Here is an 18,347-nt window from a genome sequence, read left to right as displayed (position 1 = left end):
GACATTACGTTTTTTCAGGCTGCCAGCGTTATCGTTGACGACCTTCGCGAGCAAGCTCGCTCCTACAGGCAAAAAAACCCGTATCTTGCGATACGGGTTTTTTTTATGCCTCGCGGTTGCGGGTCAGCAGCGCTGGTTTTTCACCACGAGGACGGCCTGGCAACTGATCCAGTTGCTCCGGTGTCGGGAAGCGGTCGGCTTTCGACTCCTTGTGGATGATCTTCGGCGCCGGGCCACCGCGCGGGTTCTGCACGGCCGGCTCGGACAAGCGTGGCTGGTCGTCACGGGCCGGGCGGCGGTTGTTGCTGCGCGAGTCTTCGCGACGGGCCTGGCCATCACGCGGTGCGCCATTACGCGGGCCGCTGCGCTTGGCCGGTGGTGTACCGGTGGTGCCGCCGCTGCTGTTGCGCGGGCCGTTCTGACGAGCGCCCTGTGGCTGGCCGCCGCGCGGTGCGCCTGTGGCCGCGCCCGGTGCCGGAGCGCCTGGACGACGACCACGACCTTGGGCCGGCTTGGCCTGGGGCACGTAGTCGACGCGGTTACCGAAGTTATCCACATCGTCGTCGAGGAACTCGTCCGGGGCGCGGTCGGCGCTGGCGCGTGGCGGCTGGCTTGGCTGGCTCGGCTGACGCTGTTCGCGGGCCGGCGTGCCTTCACGTGGCTTCTGCTCACGGGCCGGGCGTTCGCCACGACCATTGGTGGGCGCTTTTTCCTTGCCGCCCTTGTCCTTGCCCTTGTCGCGACGACCGCCGCCACCACCGCCGCCGTTCGGGCCATCGCCCTTCGGACCGCGTGGGTTGCGCGGGTTACGCACATCCGGACGTTCGCGCACTTCAGGCTTCTCGGCCTCAACGGTGCTGGCATCGAAGCCCATCAGGTCGCCGTCGGCGATTTTCTGCTTGGTCATGCGCTCGATGCTTTTCAGCAGTTTTTCTTCGTCTGGCGCAACCAGGGAGATGGCTTCGCCCGAACGACCGGCACGGCCGGTACGGCCGATACGGTGCACGTAGTCTTCGTCGACGTTGGGCAGCTCGAAGTTGACCACGTGGGGCAGTTGGTCGATATCCAGGCCGCGGGCGGCGATATCGGTGGCCACCAGAATGCGCACTTCACCGGCCTTGAAGTCGGCCAGGGCTTTAGTGCGCGCGTTCTGGCTCTTGTTGCCGTGGATGGCGACGGCGGTGAGGCCGTGCTTGTCCAGGTACTCGGCCAGACGGTTGGCGCCGTGCTTGGTGCGGGTGAACACCAGCACCTGTTCCCACGCGCCATGGGTGATCAGGTGGGCGAGCAACGAACGCTTGTGGCTGGCAGCCAGGCGGAATACGCGTTGTTCGATACGCTCGACCGTGGTGTTCGGCGGCGTGACTTCGATGCGTTCCGGGTTGTGCAGCAGCTTGCCGGCCAGGGCGGTGATGTCGTTGGAGAACGTTGCCGAGAACAGCAGGTTCTGGCGTTTGGCCGGCAGGCGGGCGAGGACTTTTTTCACGTCATGGACAAAGCCCATGTCGAGCATGCGGTCGGCTTCGTCCAGCACGAGGATTTCCACGTGGGACAAATCGACGCTGCCTTGGCCGCACAGGTCGAGCAGGCGACCCGGGCAGGCGACGAGGACGTCAACGCCACGGGACATGGCCTGAACCTGTGGGTTCATGCCGACGCCGCCGAAGATGCAGGCGCTGACGAACTTCAGGTCGCGGGCATACAGCTTGAAGCTGTCGTGCACCTGGGCGGCGAGTTCGCGGGTTGGGGTCAGGACCAGTACGCGCGGTTGGCGCGGGCCGTGACGCTGGGATTTGTCCGGGTGACCGTTGGGGAACAACCGCTCCAGAATCGGGAGGGCGAAGCCGCCGGTTTTACCAGTACCTGTCTGAGCCGCGACCATCAGGTCGCGACCTTGCAACACGGCGGGAATGGCCCGCTGTTGCACCGGAGTAGGCTCGGTATAGCCCGCTGCCTCGATGGCGCGGACTAAAGCCTCGGAGAGACCGAGGGAAGCAAAGGACATGAGTAATCCTGTTTTAGTTAGGGCTTGGCCCAGAGGGATAATCTTGCCGGGCGCGAATGACGCTTAGGGGAGCGCAATCCCGTCCGGTCCTGCTGCGTCTGGCGAGCACTCCACCGGCCCGCGCGGGCTGAAAGCTGCGCTGTAGCGGGGTTGGGTGCCTTTTTCAGGACCTCAGCGGCCGGGCGTAAGCCTGGCGGAAAGGCCGGAGTATAACAGAGCAATCACGGCGCGCTGCTTTCCTGCTGCTCAACGGTGGGTCCTGGCGGCGTATTTGCGTCGATTCCACCATATTTGGCGCTCAAGGCGGCATATTCCGGCTCTTGCTTGAAGCGCTTGAGTTCGGCGGCAAAGCGCTGCACCAGCAGGTCCATGCCCGCACCGCGGCGCACGGCGAGAAATTGCTGCTGACGGTTGACCACGAACGGGGCCTGGGTGACCTTGCCCTCCAAACCCAATTGTTTTATCACGTGCTGGCCGACCCGGCGGTCAGTGATCAGCAGGTCTATACGCCCCAGCATCAATTTGCCGAAGTTGGCCTCATGGCTGGGGGCGGCTTCGCGTTTGAACTGGCTGGCGTCACTGAATGGCGCACCGTACAGGTAGCCCGGCGAGGTGCCGACCGTCAGGCCGCGCAGGTCGTCGAAGCTTTTGGCGGGGTGGGGGCGCTCGTTGGCGTAGAACAGCACGAACTCCACCTCCGACAGCGGTTCGCTGGGGTACAGCAGCAGGGCGTCGCGGTCGTGGCTGTGGAAAATATCCAGCGCGCCATCTGCGTTGCCCTGCTCGAGCATGACCAGGCAACGCTTCCAGGGCAGGAACTGCCACTGCACATCGACCCCCAGGCGCTGGAACACGATCACCGTCGTTTCGTAGTCCAGCCCTTGCATGACGCCTTGGTGCTCGTACACATACGGTGCCCAGGGTTCAGTGACAATACGCAGTTTCTCGCCATAAGCGGCCAGGCTCAGGCAAGTCAAAAGGGCAACGGTCGCAAGTTTCAGGATCACGGACATGCCCTGAGGTTACGACGCTCCAGTGCTAAAGAGAAGCTCTGGCTCAAGCGTCTGCAGGCGACCTTAGTGTGTCTGCGACGTCATCAGGTGTTCGTAGATGGCCGCGCGCCGCTCGCCGAGAATCAGGCGTACCACCGGGTTGGCGAACCAGTGTTCCAGTTGGTGCGCGTCAACCGGGCATTTTTGTCGCTCCTCCTGGTTCTGCCGGGCCTTGTCCCACCAGACCGGACCGCAGGCCTGGTCGAACTCGTTTTCGTGTTCGTAGCAGCCGTAGAGAATTTCGCGGATGAACTGCTGCTTGCGCTTGGGCAGCGCCAGGGTGATCAGCTTGTACATCAGGCGCTGCAGGCGCGGCGGGCGGGGCAGGTGGGCGGAGACCTTGCGCGTGTCGGCCAAGGCCTCGGCGCTGGAGGGCGCGGCTGCGTGCTTGGCGACCCACGCCTTGACCTTGGCCCGGAACAGTTGCTTGCGGCTCCAGTAGTGGTGGATCAGGTCGGGGCACTGGCGCACGTTGACGTGGCGGTACGCCGCAACCGACAGGCAGAACTCTTCCAGGGTGTAGGCGCCGTGGGCCATCACGAACAGCTCATCCATCAGTTTGATCGAGCGATCCAGCAGGTGCGCGTCCTGCCGGGCCAGGCCCATCACGCCGGAATTGAGCAGCCACATTTCGTCGTCGGCCAGGCCTTGCTCCGCCAGGTGCTTGGCCAGGGCGTCATACAGCAGGCTTTCGCGGTTGTCGCCGTACTTGGCGTGGAAGGCGTTGCACAGTAGGCTGCCGGGGGCGACGCGTTCGAACAACGCCATGGGCGAGTCGTGGAAAAACGTGTCGGTGTCGATCAGCAGGGCCTGTTCCGAGGTTTCCAGCACCTGGCGCAACAGCACATGTTTGGTCCGAAAGTGGTAGCCATGGGGCTCGCTCCAACGTTTGCGCGTTGCGTCGTCCAGTGTGCACACCTGCACCGGTAAGTCGCGGTAGGGGGCCGGGTTGTCGCTGAACACCTGGATGTCCAGCGGCAGGTCCTGGGTGCCGCCCAGGTGGGCGAGGGCGCTGGCGATGCTGAATACCGCTTCCTGATGATAGGTCTCGGCGCCAAATACCAGGTAAACCAGCTGTGGGCGGGGAGTCGGGGGCGCTGTGTTCATTTACTGCGGGCTTCCATTCCGGGAGGACCTAAAAAAAGCCCCCGTATAAACGAGGGCCTGGGTGCTGCTTGAACAGGCCTCAGCGCGGCAGCTTGAGGTTGTTCCAAATGGCAAGGCTGGGTTCGGACTGGTTCAGGGTATAGAAGTGCAACCCTGGCGCACCACCTTGCAACAAGCGGTCACACATTTCGCTGATGACCTGTTCGCCGAACGCCTGGATGCTCTTGACGTCATCGCCATAGGCTTCCAGTTGCTTACGCACCCAGCGTGGGATTTCAGCACCGCAGGCGTCGGAAAAGCGCGCTAGCTTGCTGTAGTTGGTGATCGGCATGATGCCCGGCACGATCGGGATGTTCACACCCATGGCCCGTACACGCTCGACGAAGTAGAAGTAGCTGTCGGCGTTGAAGAAGTACTGGGTGATCGCGCTGTCGGCGCCGGCGTTGGCCTTGCGCACGAAGTTCTGTAGATCGTCTTCGAAATTGCGGGCCTGGGGGTGCATCTCCGGGTAAGCCGCTACTTCGATATGGAAGTGATCGCCGCTTTCTTCGCGGATGAAGCTCACCAGGTCATTGGCGTAGCGCAGCTCACCGCTGGCCATGCCCATGCCGGACGGCAGGTCGCCACGCAGGGCGACGATGCGCTTGATGCCGGCACCTTTGTATTGGGTCAGCAGGCTGCGCAGGTCGGCCTTGCTGTCGCCCACGCACGACAAGTGCGGAGCGGCGGGAATTTTGACTTCGCTTTCTAGCTGCAACACGGTGTTGATCGTGCGATCACGGGTCGAACCGCCCGCGCCGTAGGTGCAGGAGAAGAAGTCGGGGTTATAGCTGGCCAACTGCTTGGCAGTCGCCATCAGTTTTTCATGCCCAGCATCGGTCTTGGTCGGGAAGAACTCGAAGCTGTAGCGACGGTCTTGGGACATGGTAATACCCTTTGAAACTCAAAACTGGAAGGCTTGCACTGTCAATGTGGGAGCGGGCTTGCTCGCGAATGCGGTGGGCCAGTCAGCATCATAGTGACTGACCCACCGCATTCGCGAGCAAGCCCGCTCCCACACCAGCCCACCCCCACAAGGAGGCGGGCGGCAGGCAAGTCAGTAGCGGTAAGCGTGCGGCTTGAACGGACCTTCGACGGTCACGCCGATGTAGTCGGCCTGGGTCTTGGTCAGTCGAGTCACCACGCCGCCGAAGCCGCGGACCATTTCCAGGGCCACTTCTTCGTCGAGTTTCTTCGGCAGGACTTCCACGGTCAGGCGCTCGGCTTTCTGGGCTGGCGACAGGTCGGCGTATTTCTGGCCGAACAGGAAGATCTGTGCCAGTACCTGGTTGGCGAACGAGCCATCCATGATGCGGCTTGGGTGGCCAGTGGCGTTACCCAGGTTTACCAGACGGCCTTCGGCCAGCAGGATCAGGTAGTCGTCGTTCTGCGGGTCGAAACTGCCCGAGCCGGTGCGGTGAACCTTGTGCACCTGTGGCTTCACTTCTTCCCATGCCCAGTTCTTGCGCATGAAAGCAGTGTCGATTTCGTTGTCGAAGTGACCGATGTTGCACACCACGGCGCGCTTCTTCAGGGCCTTGAGCATGTTGGCATCGCAGACGTTGACGTTACCGGTGGTGGTCACGATCAGGTCGATCTTGCCCAGCAGGGCCTTGTCGATGCTCGCTTCGCTGCCGTCGTTGACGCCATCGATGAACGGCGAAACCACTTCGAAACCGTCCATGCAGGCTTGCATGGCGCAGATCGGATCGACTTCGGAAACTTTGACGATCATGCCTTCCTGGCGCAGGGACTGGGCCGAACCCTTGCCCACGTCACCGTAGCCGATCACCAGGGCTTGCTTGCCCGACAGCAGGTGGTCGGTGCCACGCTTGATGGCATCGTTCAGGCTGTGACGGCAGCCGTACTTGTTGTCGTTCTTGCTCTTGGTCACCGAGTCGTTGACGTTGATGGCCGGGATTTTCAGCTCGCCCTTGGCCAGCATGTCCAGCAGGCGGTGAACGCCGGTGGTGGTCTCTTCGGTCACGCCGTGGACGCGGTCGAGGATCTGCGGGTACTTCTTGTGCAGCAGCTCGGTCAGGTCGCCGCCGTCGTCGAGGATCATGTTGGCATCCCATGGCGCGCCATCCTTGAGGATGGTTTGCTCCAGGCACCACTCGTACTCTTCTTCGGTCTCGCCTTTCCAGGCGAACACCGGGATACCGGCGGCGGCGATGGCGGCAGCGGCCTGGTCCTGAGTCGAGAAGATGTTGCAGGACGACCAGCGTACTTCGGCACCCAGGGCAACCAGGGTTTCGATCAGCACGGCGGTCTGGATGGTCATGTGGATGCAGCCGAGGATCTTCGCGCCCTTGAGCGGCTGTTCAGCGGCGTACTTGCGACGCAGACCCATCAGGGCGGGCATTTCGGATTCGGCGATAAAGGTTTCGCGACGGCCCCAGGCAGCGAGGGACATGTCGGCGACTTTGTAGTCGGTGAAATCTGCAGGCGTGATTACAGCGCTCATAGAGAGCCTCCATTCGTAGTGTGCGAATGGGCGCCGTTGTGCGTTTAGTATCAGGCCTGGTGGACCGGGCCGGACAACGCCCCATCCGAGCCTGACAGGTTGAACCTGCTGCAGCGCCCCTCGGACAGGTGGCGGGAGAACGGTATCAATTGAAGATGACCGTTTTGAAGCGGGGGCGATTATAGCCGTGTACGCCACACTTCCCAAGCGTTTCTGTCGGCGACATGCAGATCGCCCATGGCGTTGATAGGCAATGGTTCATAGAGCTTGGCCTCGGGCTCTGCCATGATACCGCCCATCATTCGGCAAGACGTTTTGGAGTGACCATGAACTTTCACACCCGTAAATGGGTAAAACCCGAAGACCTCAACCCCAACGGCACCCTGTTCGGCGGCAGTCTGCTGCGCTGGATCGACGAAGAAGCGGCGATCTACGCCATCGTCCAACTGGGCAACCAGCGTGTGGTGACCAAGTACATCTCCGAAATCAACTTTGTCAGCGCCTCGCGCCAGGGCGACATCATCGAACTGGGCATCACCGCCACCGAGTTCGGCCGCACCTCCATCACCCTGACCTGTGAAGTGCGCAACAAGATCACCCGCAAAAGTATCCTCACCGTGGAAAAAATGGTCTTCGTCAACCTCGGCGAAGACGGTCTGCCCGCGCCCCACGGCCGTACGGAGATCAAGTACGTGAAGGACCAGTTCAAGGAAGACAGGGCTCCCGAGTAACCAGGCAACGGTGTGATTTGCTTTACCAAATCATTCCGCAAGGATCTTTCCGAGGCTCTCTCATCACTCAGGCCTACAACCTGTAGAGAGAGCCCCGTGTATGAAAGTATCCAGTTCAGTTGTGCAAAATCCGCCCGCATTGCCGCAAAGCACCGGCCAGGACGTGAAGACGCCGTTGGTCAAGGATGTGGGCGAGCGCCAGTTGAGCCTCTATCGTCACAGCAATGGGCGCGTGGACGTGGTGCTGTCACCGCCGGCGGCGTCCCACCTGGTACTCAGCGGTGGTGGGGCCAAGGGCATCACCTTTCCGGGCATGGTGCAGTCGCTTGAAAGCGCCGGCAAACTCAACGGCATCAAGGTGATTTCCGGTTCTTCCGCCGGTGCGATCTCCGCCACGCTGCTCGCCAGCGGCATGGGGGCCAAGGCCTTTGGTGCGCTGTCCAACAGCATCGACCTGCCCAGCTTGCTCAACAGCAAAGACCCGCTGACGGCGTGGCTGCAAACCGCCAGCACCAAACTGGGCCAGCTCGCCGGGCGACTGCCTGGGCCGGCCGGCAATATTTCCCAGTTGCTGCTGACCATGATGCCGCGCCTGCAAACCGAGGCCCAACCGCTGGAGGAGATGATGCGCAACGAATCGCGCAAAGCGATTCTTGCGCACATCGCCGATACACCCAGGGCCACCCGGCCTGCCGAGGTCATGAAGATCGCCGATCGGCTCAGCGCGGGCGGGGCACCGACCTTTCGTGACCTTGAGGTGTTGAGCCGCCACATTCCGGCGATCAAGCAGCTCAATATCACCGGTACCGGCATGTTCGACGGTCGCCCGCAGTTGGTAGTGTTCAACGCCAGCCTGACCCCGGACATGGACATCGCCCGCGCCGCGCGGATTTCCGGTTCGTTGCCGGTGTTGTTCAAGAGCCCGACCGAGCAAGGCCATGGCTTCCAGGCGGCTGGTGCAGGCACGGCGTTTCAAGACGGTGGATTGCTGCTCAACACCCCGGCGCCCGGCATCATTCAACATACGTTTGCCCAGAGTCCCTTGAGCAAGGACGAGTCGCTGATCGTCAAGTTCGAATCCGAGAGCGCCGCGGCACCGAAACAAAGCGGCAGTGTTTTCAGCCATCTGGGCGATACCCTCACCGGCACGCCGCATACCGCTGCCGACGTCTATCAGACTGAGCGGCTCAAAGCGTTCGCCGAGCAGACGGTCACCTTGCCGCTGAAAACCGACAAAGGCGATTTTCGTGGCCTGCTCAACGGCACCGTCAACTTCACCATGACCCCCGAGCAGAAGCAGCACCTGCAGACACAGGCCCGCCAGGCGGTATCGACGCACCTGGAAACGCGCGGCAAGACGCGTGAGCAGCATGGGTTCGTCTCGTTGGACGAGGCGGTACTGGCGATGGATGATCAGTTGCTGGCCAGTGTGGAGGCTGAACTGAAGAAAGACCCGGCCGCCGCGCCAGTGTTGATGTTTCGCAAGAGCGCGCAACAGGCGCTGCACGCCTTGGACAGTGCGATTGCCGAGGCCAATCAGTCCGGCAAGGCGCTGGTGGTCACGCCGAAAATCGCCGGCGCACTGCGTCATCTGGATGCGCTGGCGCACAAGCCTGAACACATCGAATGGCTGGGGTGGCGGCTTAACGCCTCGGGCCAGAACAACTTCCAGCAACTGCTGCAAGTGGCCGCCAAGCCGGCACCGGGCACGGCCACGCCGTTGTCCAAGGTCATGGCCAGCGGCGTGGCGCAGATGCGTCGGCACGATATCGCGGTGAAGGCCGACAACTTTACCCGCGAGGTGATCTACCCGTCGCTGTACCGTCCGGGCCAGCCGGCGGCCAACGTCGAGTTGTTGCAACGCGCGGCGCGTGACTTGGGCCAAGCGACGACGCCGGCCGAGTTCAACCGGGTACTCGACGGCATCATCGAGCACTACAAAGCGCGCAATAAACCCTGGAGCAAACCGGGCAGCTCCACCACCGTGGAAATGGCCAAGGCCTGGCGCATCAAGGTTTAGTGGGCGGGGCACTGGAAAGCAGGAGTGGCGTCACGCCCGCCAGGTGAAGTCTGGCGGGTGGCATCATTCCACGACGGGCTTCACCCTTCGAGCGAGGTGGCAGGTTCGGTGCGAGGGGTGCTGTCAGGTGCTTTGAGTTGGCCTTCCCAGCGGGCAATCACCAGCGGCGCCAAGGCATTGCCCAGTACGTTCAATGCGGTGACAGGCATGTCCATCAGGCGATAGACGCCGGCAATGATCGCCACGCCTTCCACCGGCAGACCGGCCGCCGTCAGGGTCGCGGTCAGAATGATAAACATGAAGCCGGGCACGCCCGCCGCCCCCTTTGACGTCAGCACCATGATCAAGACCAGCATTCCCTGATCGGCGAGGCTCAGGTCGATGCCATATGCCTGGGCAATGAACAGCGTGCCCAGTGCGGCAAAGAGCGATGCGCCGTCCAGGTTGAAGGAGTATCCCAATGGGATAACCATGCTGGTAATCGGTCGTGGCGCCCCATACCGCTCCATCTTCTCGATCAATTGCGGCATCACCGTCGCCGAAGCGGCGCTGCTGAAGGCCAGCAACAGTTCACTGCGTATTTCCCGCAACAGGTGGAAAAAACCGATGCCCGTCAGCCGGGCGACCAGCCCCAGCACACAAACGGCAAACAGCAGCACCGCGATGTAGGTGATACCGATCAGTTTGGCCAGGGGCAACAACGCACTGAGGCCAAAGCTGGCGACGGTGACCGCCATCAGGCCGAAGATGCCGATCGGCGAGTAATGCATGACCAGGTGGGTGACTTTGAACATGGCAGCACAGACGCCTTGCATCACACTGACCAAGGGCGCTTTCTGCTGCTCGGGCAGCATGGACAAGGCGCAGCCGAACAGGATGGCGAAAAACAGCACCGAGAGCAGTTTGCCTTGTGACATCGCCAGCACGATGTTGTCCGGCACGATGCCCAGGAGGATTTGCCCCAGGTTTTGCGTTGAGCCGTCAGACGTGAGGCCGGTCACCGGTGCCGGCAGGTTACGGCCGAATTCCGCGCCCGCGCCGGGCTCGAACAGATTGCCGACAATCAGGCCGAAGACGATCGCGATACTGGTGATCGTGAAGAAGTAGACCAGTGTTTTCATGCCAATGCGGCCCAGGGCGGCGGGCGTACCCATGCTGGCAATGCCGACTGTCATGCAGGCAAAGACCAGAGGCACGACGATCATCTTCATCAGCTTGATGAACAGGTCGCCGGCCGGTTGCAGCAAGTTGTCAATGAACCACGTTTTTTGTTCGGGAAACTGGTTGAGAAGGAGGCCGACGAGTATTCCGGCAGCCAGGCCAATCATGATGCGGGTAACAAGGCTGGATGAATGTGTGATGGTCATGGGTATGCCCCTTATTGTTGTGATTGTCAGGGATTTATTTGGCGAAAAGTCCTGCAAAGTCCTTGAACCCCTTCACCTCGATCGGGTTGCCGCTGGGGTCGAGAAAAAACATCGTGCGCTGCTCGCCCGGCTCGCCGGCAAAGCGTGTCACTGGCGGGATCTCGAATTGCACGCCCCGCTCGGCGAGGCGTCCGGCCAGCGTCAGCCATTCCTCCAATGGCAGCACCACGCCGAGGTGCGGCATCAACACTTGATGCTCTCCGACCAGGCCTGTACGCGTCGTAGGAAAGGGCGTGCCCAAGTGCAGTGAGAGCTGGTTGCCAAAAAAATCGAAGTCAATCCAAGTCTCAGTGCTTCGGCCTTCCGCGCAGCCCAAAACATCTCGATAAAAAATGCGCGCCTGACTTAAGTCATAAACATGGTATGCAACGTGAAAGGGTCTGTTCATGGCAGGACCTCCAAGTGGGGGACTTCAGGTTAGATAGGCCGTGTGGCCGGGTAAAACGGCTTTGTCTTCTTCTGAGCGAAAGAAAAACTTATGGATGTTCGATTCCTGAGAAGCCTTGTCGCCGTGATTGAAACAGGCTCGATTGCGGCGGCCGCACGACGTGAAAATCGTAGCGCGGCGGCGATCAGCCAACGTGTCAAGGCGCTCGAACGATCACTGGGCTGCACGCTCCTGATGCGCACGGCCCATGCTGCGCGTCCCTCGGACCAATGCTTGCTGCTGTTACCGAAAATGCAGGCAGTCATTGAACAGGCACGTGAGCTACAGGAAGACTTGAGCGAGGACGGTCTATCGGGAGAGGTGAAGATCGGTGCCATTTCAACGGCGTTGACCGGAGTATTACCGGGCGTGATCGAGCGACTGGCGCTGTCGGCGCCCAATCTGAGGCTGAAGGTAACGCCGGGCGATTCGAAAAGTCTCTACGAGAAATTACTGACGCAAGAACTGGACGCAGCAATTCTGGTCAGGCCGCCGTTCCAGCCACCCAAGGCACTGGCGTCGGTAATGCTCAGGGCTGAACCGCTGATATTGATTGCCCCTGCCCGGTGTGAGGCGCAGCCGTTTGAAGCCTTGGTGCGCGAGCGTTCATTCATTCGCTATGACGCCCGCTCGTGGGGGGGACAAATCGCCCAGCGCTTTCTTGATGAACAGGGTCTCGACCCGCAGGTGTTGTGTGAGTTGGATGCGCTGGAGACCATCGTCATGCTGGTCGCCCAAGGCATGGGGGTGTCACTGGTTCCACGGTGGGCAGAAATGCCTCGGGACGGGATACGCGTATTACCGGTCAGTTGCGAGCAGCGCTATACGCGTGAACTGGTGGTGATGCATGGGTCGACACCGCGCCGCCCGGTGGCGATACGGCACCTGATTGAGCTGTTGTGCCGCCTGTACTGAACACCTACTGTCGCGGCGTGTCGTAGCTACAGGCACCCCTTGGACTCTGGTACATCATGGCCACACACGAAGACGGCAAGACCCCCAACCTGTCGCAGGAAGAGCAAAAGGATGTGGACGATAACCAGCCGCCCCGGGCGGCGGTGCTCCACGAAATCATCCGCACCCAGGGCGACCAGGAACTGGAACGCAGCGTCGCCGCCCTGTGGTGGTCGGCGCTGGCGGCCGGGTTGACCATGGGCCTGTCGCTGATGGCGATGGGCTTGCTCAATTCGCGCCTGCCGGACGGCGAGGCCTTCAAAGTGATCGCCAGCTTTGGCTACTGCGCGGGCTTTTTGGCGGTGATTCTGGCGCGCCAGCAACTGTTCACGGAAAACACCCTCACCGCCGTATTGCCGGTGATGAGCAAACCCACGTGGGCCAATGCCGGACGGCTGTTGAGGTTGTGGAGCGTGGTGCTGGTGGGCAACCTCTGCGGCACCCTGCTGGTGGCCTACGTGATGCTGCACCTGCCGATCTTCGACACCAAGACCGACCTGGCCTTCCTCGAGATCGGCCGCAAGATCATGGAGAACTCCCCCGGCCAGATGTTCGCCAAAGGCATCGTCTCCGGCTGGATGATCGCCACCATGGTGTGGATGATCCCGTCGATGGAAAGCGCCAAGATGTGGATCATCATCCTCATCACCTACCTGATGGCGCTGGGGGACTTCACCCACATCGTCGTCGGCTCCGCGGAAGTGTCGTACCTGGTGTTTGCCGGCGAGCTACCGTGGAAGGATTTCTGGCTGGTGTTCGCCGGCCCGACCCTGGCGGGCAACATCGTCGGCGGCAGCTTTATCTTTGCACTGATCAGCCATGCGCAGATCCGCAGCGAGAGCAGCCTGCCGGGCAAGAAGGCGGCGGACCCGAGGCATCCGCAGCAGATCGACAAGGCGCAGTGACGCTCAGGTGTGTGATTTCGCCGAACCCACGCTCCGGTTTGCGCTCACGGCAACGCGGCGGTCATCTCTCTAAGCGCTGAGCCACTGTTCGACTTTGTCGCGGGGCGGGATGCCCCCTGAGTGAACAACCTTTCCATCAATCACGACGCTGGGCGTGGACATGACCCCATAGCTGACGATCTGCTGCATGTCTTCGATTTTTTCCAGCGTTATGGGGATGCCTTTCGCACTGGCCACCTGTTCGATGAGGGCGACGGTCGATTTACATTTTGCACAACCGCTGCCCAGGACCTTGATGTCTTTCATAAAAACCTCGGTAGATGGATTACAACGCGAAGTTGAAGACGTAGCCAACGATGAGAATGCCGACGGCGACGACGCCAATGAAGGTGGCAATCAGGCGAACTTTCAGCACTTTTCGCAAGATCACCATCTCCGGAAGGGACAGGGCGATGACACTCATCATGAAGGCCAGCACAGTGCCCAGCGCTGCGCCCTTTGCGAGCAGTGCCTGCACAATGGGGATGATGCCTGCCGCATTGGTATACATGGGGATGCCGATAAGAACCGCGAGCGGAACCGACCACCAGGCTTCCTTGCCCATGAAACTGGCCATGAAATCCTCTGGCACATACCCGTGAATGCCTGCGCCAATGGCAATACCGGCCAGGATGTAAGGCCAGACTTTTCCGACGATTTCACGCACGCTGGCAAACCCGGCATTTATCCGCTCATACAGGGGCATGCGCGTGTCCCCGGCGGTTGCCTGGATCCTGGGCATGTCGCGAACCCAATCTTCCAGATAGGCCTCCATGTTCAGGCGGCCAATGACCCAGCCAGCCACAATTGCAATAAACAACCCCAGGCTGAGATACAGCAACGCAACTTTCCAGCCGAACAGGCCAAGCAGCAGTGTCAGCGCGACCTCATTCACCATGGGCGCAGAAATGAGGAAAGAAAACGTCACCCCCAGGGGCACGCCGGCTTGAACAAAACCTATAAAAAGAGGAACGGCTGAGCACGAGCAAAATGGGGTGAACACACCGAGCGAGGCCGCCATGACATTGGCCATGCCCTCGCTTCGCCCTGCCAATATTGCGCGGGTGCGTTCAGGCGTGAAGTAGGCGTTGAGCATGCCCATCAAGAACACGATGCCCGTCAACAGCATCAACACTTTGGGCGTGTCGTAGAAAAAAAACTGTAAGGCGCCGCCAAGGTGGCTGTTTCGCTCAACCGGAAGCGCTGCGACCACAGCCTCTGAAACAGGAATCAGGGCTTCGTACAATCCGAACCAGACAAGCGCTGCTGCCGCCAAAAACACGCGTGGGTTTCGCTCAGGCCAGCGCACGATCATTTCGTTCATGTCCGCTACTCCTGGGGCTTAGGCGCACAGGCCATGGACGAATCGTCAAGACAGGCCGCGATCTCATTGACGGTGCTGCGAGCCGTGCGTGTGACACCGATCAGCGTGGCGGATGCCGAACCGGTCCATTCGCCATAGCCCACCAGCCATAGTCTGGGCTCCTGGATCGAATGAGTGCCTTCGACCTCGACACGGCCTTCGGTGTTGATCACTCCCAGCGCCTCCAGGTGCTGCAGTGCGGGCCTGAATCCGGTGCACCAGATCACCACATCCACTGCAGACTCGGAGCCGTCGGCCCATCTCACACCCGCGCGCGTGAAGCGTTCAAAGGGGCGCACGGACTTGAGCGCTTCACGCCCACGGGCTTCTATAACGGGCGGCACCATGACAATGTCGCCCAACCCGCCGACGGGGTGGTCAATGACACGTCCCTCCTGCTGAGCTTTCAAGCGCTGAGTCGCCCGTTCAAACAGCACCCGTCCGTCCACGTCATCAGGCAAAAACATCGGCTCAGTAGGCGTTACCCACGTGGTCTCAGCGACTTTGGAAACTTCCGAACTCCAGGTGGCCGGTGAGAATAAACGCAGCGAGTTCCAGCCATGCCGCCAGGCACCCCCGGGCGCTTCCTCTGCGTCGAGGATGACGAACGACAGCTGCGTTCGGCGCAGAAAATACGCGACCGCCAAGGCTGACTGACCCCCACCGATAATCACTGCATCTAATGGGGTGCTGGCTGAATGAGTCATGGCGCAAGCCTTAAATCGGTGCTGGGCGGCAGTCAGTATAGAAAGCCAGGATTGAGAGCCAACTGATCTAGCTCAGATGTTCGAGGATGCGACTGGGCCGGGATTTGAATGCCATGCGGATGGCGAGAAGAGCCGGAGAGCATCCGATCCATGCCTCCATGCCCGTCTACTTCGCATCGGTTCACACCCTGCGGCCATGCTCATCAATGACGACTTGTCCGTCCTCTTTGGCGAAGCGGCCGCGCTGCTCTTGCGGCAACACGTCGAGGACAGCCTCCGAGGGACGACACAAGCGCGTCCCCAACGGCGTCACGACGATGGGGCGATTGATCAGGATGGGGTAAGCCATCATGGCATCAATGAGCCGTTCGTCAGTCAGTGATGTATCGCCCAGTCCCAGTTCCTCGCACAGGCATTAAATGGAACGCTGGTTGACACGCTTGGACAGCTCTTCAGCGGACTCTTTACGCTCGGAGTAACGATCAACCAGATAGTCCTGGCGATCGCGCAATAGCAGCGTGAACTTCATCAGTTCTTCCATCACATCCACCAAACGGTCGTAGTACGCGGACGGCTTCATACGGCCCGCCTCGTCGAACTCGGTGAACGCCTTGGCCACCGAGGATTGGTTTGGGATGGTGAACATCCGCATCCAGCGCCCCAACACCCGCAGTTGATTGACCACGTTGAAAGACTGCGAACCGCCGCAGACCTGCATCACCGCCAGGGTTTTTCCCTGCGTCGGTCGCACCGCCCCCATCGCCAGCGGAACCCAGTCGATCTGGGCCTTGAACACCGCGCTCATGGCGCCGTGTCGCTCAGGAGAACACCACACTTGTCCTTCTGACCATTGCATCAGCTCGCGCAGTTCGACGACCTTGGGATGGGTATCGGGCGCGTCATCCGGCAGCGGCAGACCCGAAGGGTCAAAGATTTTGGTGTCGGCGCCAAACTCGTTCAGCAGTCGCGCCGCCTCTTGCGTGACTAACCGGCTGAATGAGCGCTCTCGTGTCGATCCGTACAGCAGAAGAATCCGAGGCTTATGGCGCGAAGGCGTACGCGGCGACAGCAGCTCCAGCGACGGCAGGTCGATCAGGTCGGCGTGTACGTTCGGTAATGTGTCTTGCATATAAACTCCTGCGGCGGCGCTGGCGGGATGCTGTCTGGGTTTGAATATATGGTTTGGCGAATATTCGGTAAAGCGAATATGTTATTTGCTGTTGCGGCTTGGGCCACTACCGTCCAGGTGGGAAGGCAGGCAGGAGATGAACGGATGGACGATAGAACCTTTCGGCCGGCGGCGCGTTCATAGCACGGTGCGTGCGGCGTGGCATTTTTAGTGCTAAACCTCTAACCGCTGTTTAAAACTACAAAAGGAATGAATGATGACGGTCGCTTTCTGGTGTGTGTTGATCGCAATTTTTCTGCCTTACCTGTGCATAGGCGTGGCGAAGTTCAGCGGTGGCAAGTTCGGGCCACAGCAGAATCACGATCCCCGCGCCTTCCTGGAAACCCTCGAAGGGTTCGCCAAGCGTGCCCATAGCGCGCAGCTCAACAGTTTTGAAGTCACCCCGGCGTTTGCGGCGGCGGTGATCATTGCGCACCTGGCGGGCACCGCCTCGCTGGTGACCATCAACGTCCTTGCGGTGCTGTTTGTGACCAGTCGCCTGCTGTACATCATTTGCTACCTGGCCGACTGGGCGATCCTGCGTTCGCTGGTGTGGGCGGTGGGCATGGCGTTGATCGCGAGTTTCTTCTTCGTCTCGATCTGAGGTCGTACGCAAACCCCTTGTGGGAGGGCGCAAGTCCCTCCCGCATTTCATCTAGAGCGTCTCCGGCACCTGGGGCAACGCCGCGCCTTTGGGCCACAACATCCAGATTTGCCCCTGCTGCTTCATGTTCCCGGCCAGTTCGCCGGCCGCCTCGCCGGTGCCCCAGAACAGGTCCGCGCGCACTTCACCGGTGATTGCGCCGCCGGTGTCCTGCGCCGCGACCGGACGCGCAATCGGCGAACCGTCAGGCTTGGTCGTCGACAACCACAACAGGCTGCCCAGCGGGATCACCTTGCGGTCCACCGCCACGCTGTAGCCGGCGGTCAACGGCACGTTCAGCGAGCCGCGCGGGCCTTCGTTGCTGTCGGGACGGGCGCTGAAAAATACATAGCTGGGGTTGCTCGCCAGCAGCTCCGGGATGCGTTGCGGGTGTGCCTTGGCCCAGGCGCTGATCGCGCCCATGGTCACGTCTTCCTTTTTCAACTCGCCTTGCTCCACCAGCCAGCGGCCGATTGGGCGATAGGGGTAGCCGTTCTGGTCGCCATAGCCGATGCGCAGTTGCCGGCCACCGGCCAGTTGGATGCGGCCCGAGCCCTGGATCTGCAGGAATTGCAGGTCCATCGGGTCTGTCAGCCAGGCAATCGGCGTGGCGCTGGAGCCCTGGCCGTTGATGGTACTGGCGTCGTCATACGGCTTGAGCACGCGCCCTTCCAGGCGACCGCGCAGGCGCTTGCCCTTGAGTTCGGGGTAGATGCTTTCCAGATTGACGATGATCAGGTCGTCCGGCACGCCATACACCGGCACATGGGCGGTGGCGGTTTTGGTCAGGCTGCCGGGGTAGACCGGTTCGTAGTAGCCAGTGATCAGGCCGTTGGGGGTGTTGTCGGCCGAGCGCAGGCCGAACACATCCAGGCGCTCCTTGAGAAAACCGCGAACTGCCACGGCATCCCCCGGCACGCCGGTCGCTGCGGCACAGGTCGCGCCCCATATGGGGTCGGCCTTGAGGCGTTGGCAGGCGCTGCGCCAGGATTCAAAACCGGCCAGCAGGTCGCTGTCGGACACCGCCGGCAAGGCTTCCCACGGTGCACTCACATACGTGGCAACGGGGTGGGGTTTTGAAGTTTCATCTTTGCCGGCGTCTTTGCCCGCATCGCAGCCGGCCAGCAGCGCGATCATCGGCAGAGCCCACGCCAGCCGGCGGTTCCAGGCGTTCAAAAGGATTTTCATACAGATAATTCCTGAAGCGATTGCGCGGATTTAAACGCTTCCGGGCAACCCTTATTGTTAATAGGGCTATTGGTGTTTACGGGCGGGGCGAGGATACTGGCCGCC

The 18,347-nt window shown here is 61.1% G+C and carries 17 protein-coding genes, 1 pseudogene and 1 riboswitch; of the genes and pseudogenes, 5 read left to right on the top strand and 13 right to left on the bottom strand.

Annotated features, from left to right (window positions below; genetic code table 11):
* Positions 1-103 precede the first annotated feature (103 nt).
* The 5 genes from ACLH0J_RS07245 to ahcY form a co-directional block, all read right to left on the bottom strand.
* A complete protein-coding gene (locus ACLH0J_RS07245; RefSeq protein WP_411391432.1) occupies positions 104-2,005 on the bottom strand; it encodes a DEAD/DEAH box helicase in 1,902 nt (633 codons plus the stop codon).
* A 221-nt stretch (positions 2,006-2,226) separates the two neighbouring features.
* Positions 2,227-3,018, bottom strand: a complete 792-nt coding sequence (locus tag ACLH0J_RS07240; RefSeq protein WP_411391431.1) for a substrate-binding periplasmic protein — start codon at positions 3,016-3,018, stop codon at positions 2,227-2,229.
* A 63-nt stretch (positions 3,019-3,081) separates the two neighbouring features.
* The gene (locus ACLH0J_RS07235; protein ID WP_411391430.1) at positions 3,082-4,164 is read right to left on the bottom strand and encodes a hypothetical protein; all 1,083 of its coding nucleotides are present in this window, start codon (positions 4,162-4,164) and stop codon (positions 3,082-3,084) included.
* 79 nt (positions 4,165-4,243) lie between these two features.
* A complete protein-coding gene (gene metF, locus ACLH0J_RS07230; RefSeq protein ID WP_411391429.1) occupies positions 4,244-5,089 on the bottom strand; it encodes a methylenetetrahydrofolate reductase [NAD(P)H] in 846 nt (281 codons plus the stop codon).
* Between the two features lie 171 nt (positions 5,090-5,260).
* Entirely contained in the window at positions 5,261-6,670 is a 1,410-nt protein-coding gene (ahcY, locus tag ACLH0J_RS07225) for an adenosylhomocysteinase (RefSeq protein ID WP_010565915.1), read from the bottom strand.
* 21 nt (positions 6,671-6,691) lie between these two features.
* A riboswitch (S-adenosyl-L-homocysteine riboswitch) is annotated at positions 6,692-6,798 on the bottom strand.
* Between the two features lie 198 nt (positions 6,799-6,996).
* On the opposite strand from ahcY, the gene ACLH0J_RS07220 reads away from it, so the two are divergent.
* Positions 6,997-7,401: an acyl-CoA thioesterase gene (locus tag ACLH0J_RS07220; protein WP_411391428.1), complete on the top strand. Its 405-nt coding sequence runs from the start codon at positions 6,997-6,999 to the stop codon at positions 7,399-7,401.
* Between the two features lie 100 nt (positions 7,402-7,501).
* Positions 7,502-9,421, top strand: a complete 1,920-nt coding sequence (locus ACLH0J_RS07215; RefSeq protein WP_411391427.1) for a patatin-like phospholipase family protein — start codon at positions 7,502-7,504, stop codon at positions 9,419-9,421.
* 80 nt (positions 9,422-9,501) lie between these two features.
* On the opposite strand, the gene ACLH0J_RS07210 is transcribed toward ACLH0J_RS07215, so the two are convergent.
* Positions 9,502-10,749 (bottom strand): cation:dicarboxylate symporter family transporter, encoded by a 1,248-nt coding sequence (locus tag ACLH0J_RS07210; protein WP_411392780.1) that lies wholly within the window; start codon positions 10,747-10,749, stop codon positions 9,502-9,504.
* A 73-nt stretch (positions 10,750-10,822) separates the two neighbouring features.
* Entirely contained in the window at positions 10,823-11,236 is a 414-nt protein-coding gene (locus tag ACLH0J_RS07205; RefSeq protein WP_411391426.1) for a VOC family protein, read from the bottom strand.
* A 90-nt stretch (positions 11,237-11,326) separates the two neighbouring features.
* Here ACLH0J_RS07205 and ACLH0J_RS07200 point away from each other — a divergent pair, with 90 nt between their 5' ends.
* Positions 11,327-12,190 (top strand): LysR family transcriptional regulator, encoded by an 864-nt coding sequence (locus ACLH0J_RS07200; protein WP_411391425.1) that lies wholly within the window; start codon positions 11,327-11,329, stop codon positions 12,188-12,190.
* Positions 12,191-12,246: 56 nt separating this feature from the next.
* Entirely contained in the window at positions 12,247-13,134 is an 888-nt protein-coding gene (locus ACLH0J_RS07195; RefSeq protein ID WP_411391424.1) for a formate/nitrite transporter family protein, read from the top strand.
* 69 nt (positions 13,135-13,203) lie between these two features.
* On the opposite strand, the gene ACLH0J_RS07190 is transcribed toward ACLH0J_RS07195, so the two are convergent.
* The 5 genes and pseudogenes from ACLH0J_RS07190 to arsH form a co-directional block, all read right to left on the bottom strand.
* A complete protein-coding gene (locus tag ACLH0J_RS07190; protein WP_411391423.1) occupies positions 13,204-13,440 on the bottom strand; it encodes a thioredoxin family protein in 237 nt (78 codons plus the stop codon).
* Between the two features lie 19 nt (positions 13,441-13,459).
* Entirely contained in the window at positions 13,460-14,497 is a 1,038-nt protein-coding gene (locus tag ACLH0J_RS07185; protein WP_411391422.1) for a permease, read from the bottom strand.
* Between the two features lie 5 nt (positions 14,498-14,502).
* Positions 14,503-15,243 (bottom strand): NAD(P)-binding protein, encoded by a 741-nt coding sequence (locus tag ACLH0J_RS07180; RefSeq protein WP_411391421.1) that lies wholly within the window; start codon positions 15,241-15,243, stop codon positions 14,503-14,505.
* A 181-nt stretch (positions 15,244-15,424) separates the two neighbouring features.
* Positions 15,425-15,649 (bottom strand): annotated as a pseudogene (locus tag ACLH0J_RS07175) (ArsC/Spx/MgsR family protein); the annotation flags it as partial.
* A gap of 9 nt (positions 15,650-15,658) precedes the next feature.
* Entirely contained in the window at positions 15,659-16,372 is a 714-nt protein-coding gene (gene arsH, locus ACLH0J_RS07170; protein WP_411391420.1) for an arsenical resistance protein ArsH, read from the bottom strand.
* Between the two features lie 256 nt (positions 16,373-16,628).
* Between arsH and ACLH0J_RS07165 the strand changes: the two genes are divergently transcribed.
* Entirely contained in the window at positions 16,629-17,015 is a 387-nt protein-coding gene (locus ACLH0J_RS07165; protein WP_411391419.1) for an MAPEG family protein, read from the top strand.
* A 51-nt stretch (positions 17,016-17,066) separates the two neighbouring features.
* Here the strand turns inward: ACLH0J_RS07165 and ACLH0J_RS07160 are convergent, their stop codons facing one another.
* Positions 17,067-18,242 carry a murein transglycosylase A gene (locus tag ACLH0J_RS07160; RefSeq protein WP_411391418.1) on the bottom strand — a complete coding sequence of 392 codons (1,176 nt, stop codon included), beginning with the start codon at positions 18,240-18,242 and terminating at the stop codon, positions 17,067-17,069.
* Between the last annotated feature and the right edge of the window lie 105 nt (positions 18,243-18,347).

The sequence above is a fragment of the Pseudomonas sp. MPB23 genome, assembly GCF_046605395.1.
In the GTDB taxonomy this organism is placed as follows: domain Bacteria; phylum Pseudomonadota; class Gammaproteobacteria; order Pseudomonadales; family Pseudomonadaceae; genus Aquipseudomonas.
The sequence above is the reverse complement of the archived record's forward strand: the minus strand, read 5'-3'. Positions and strand labels throughout refer to the sequence as shown.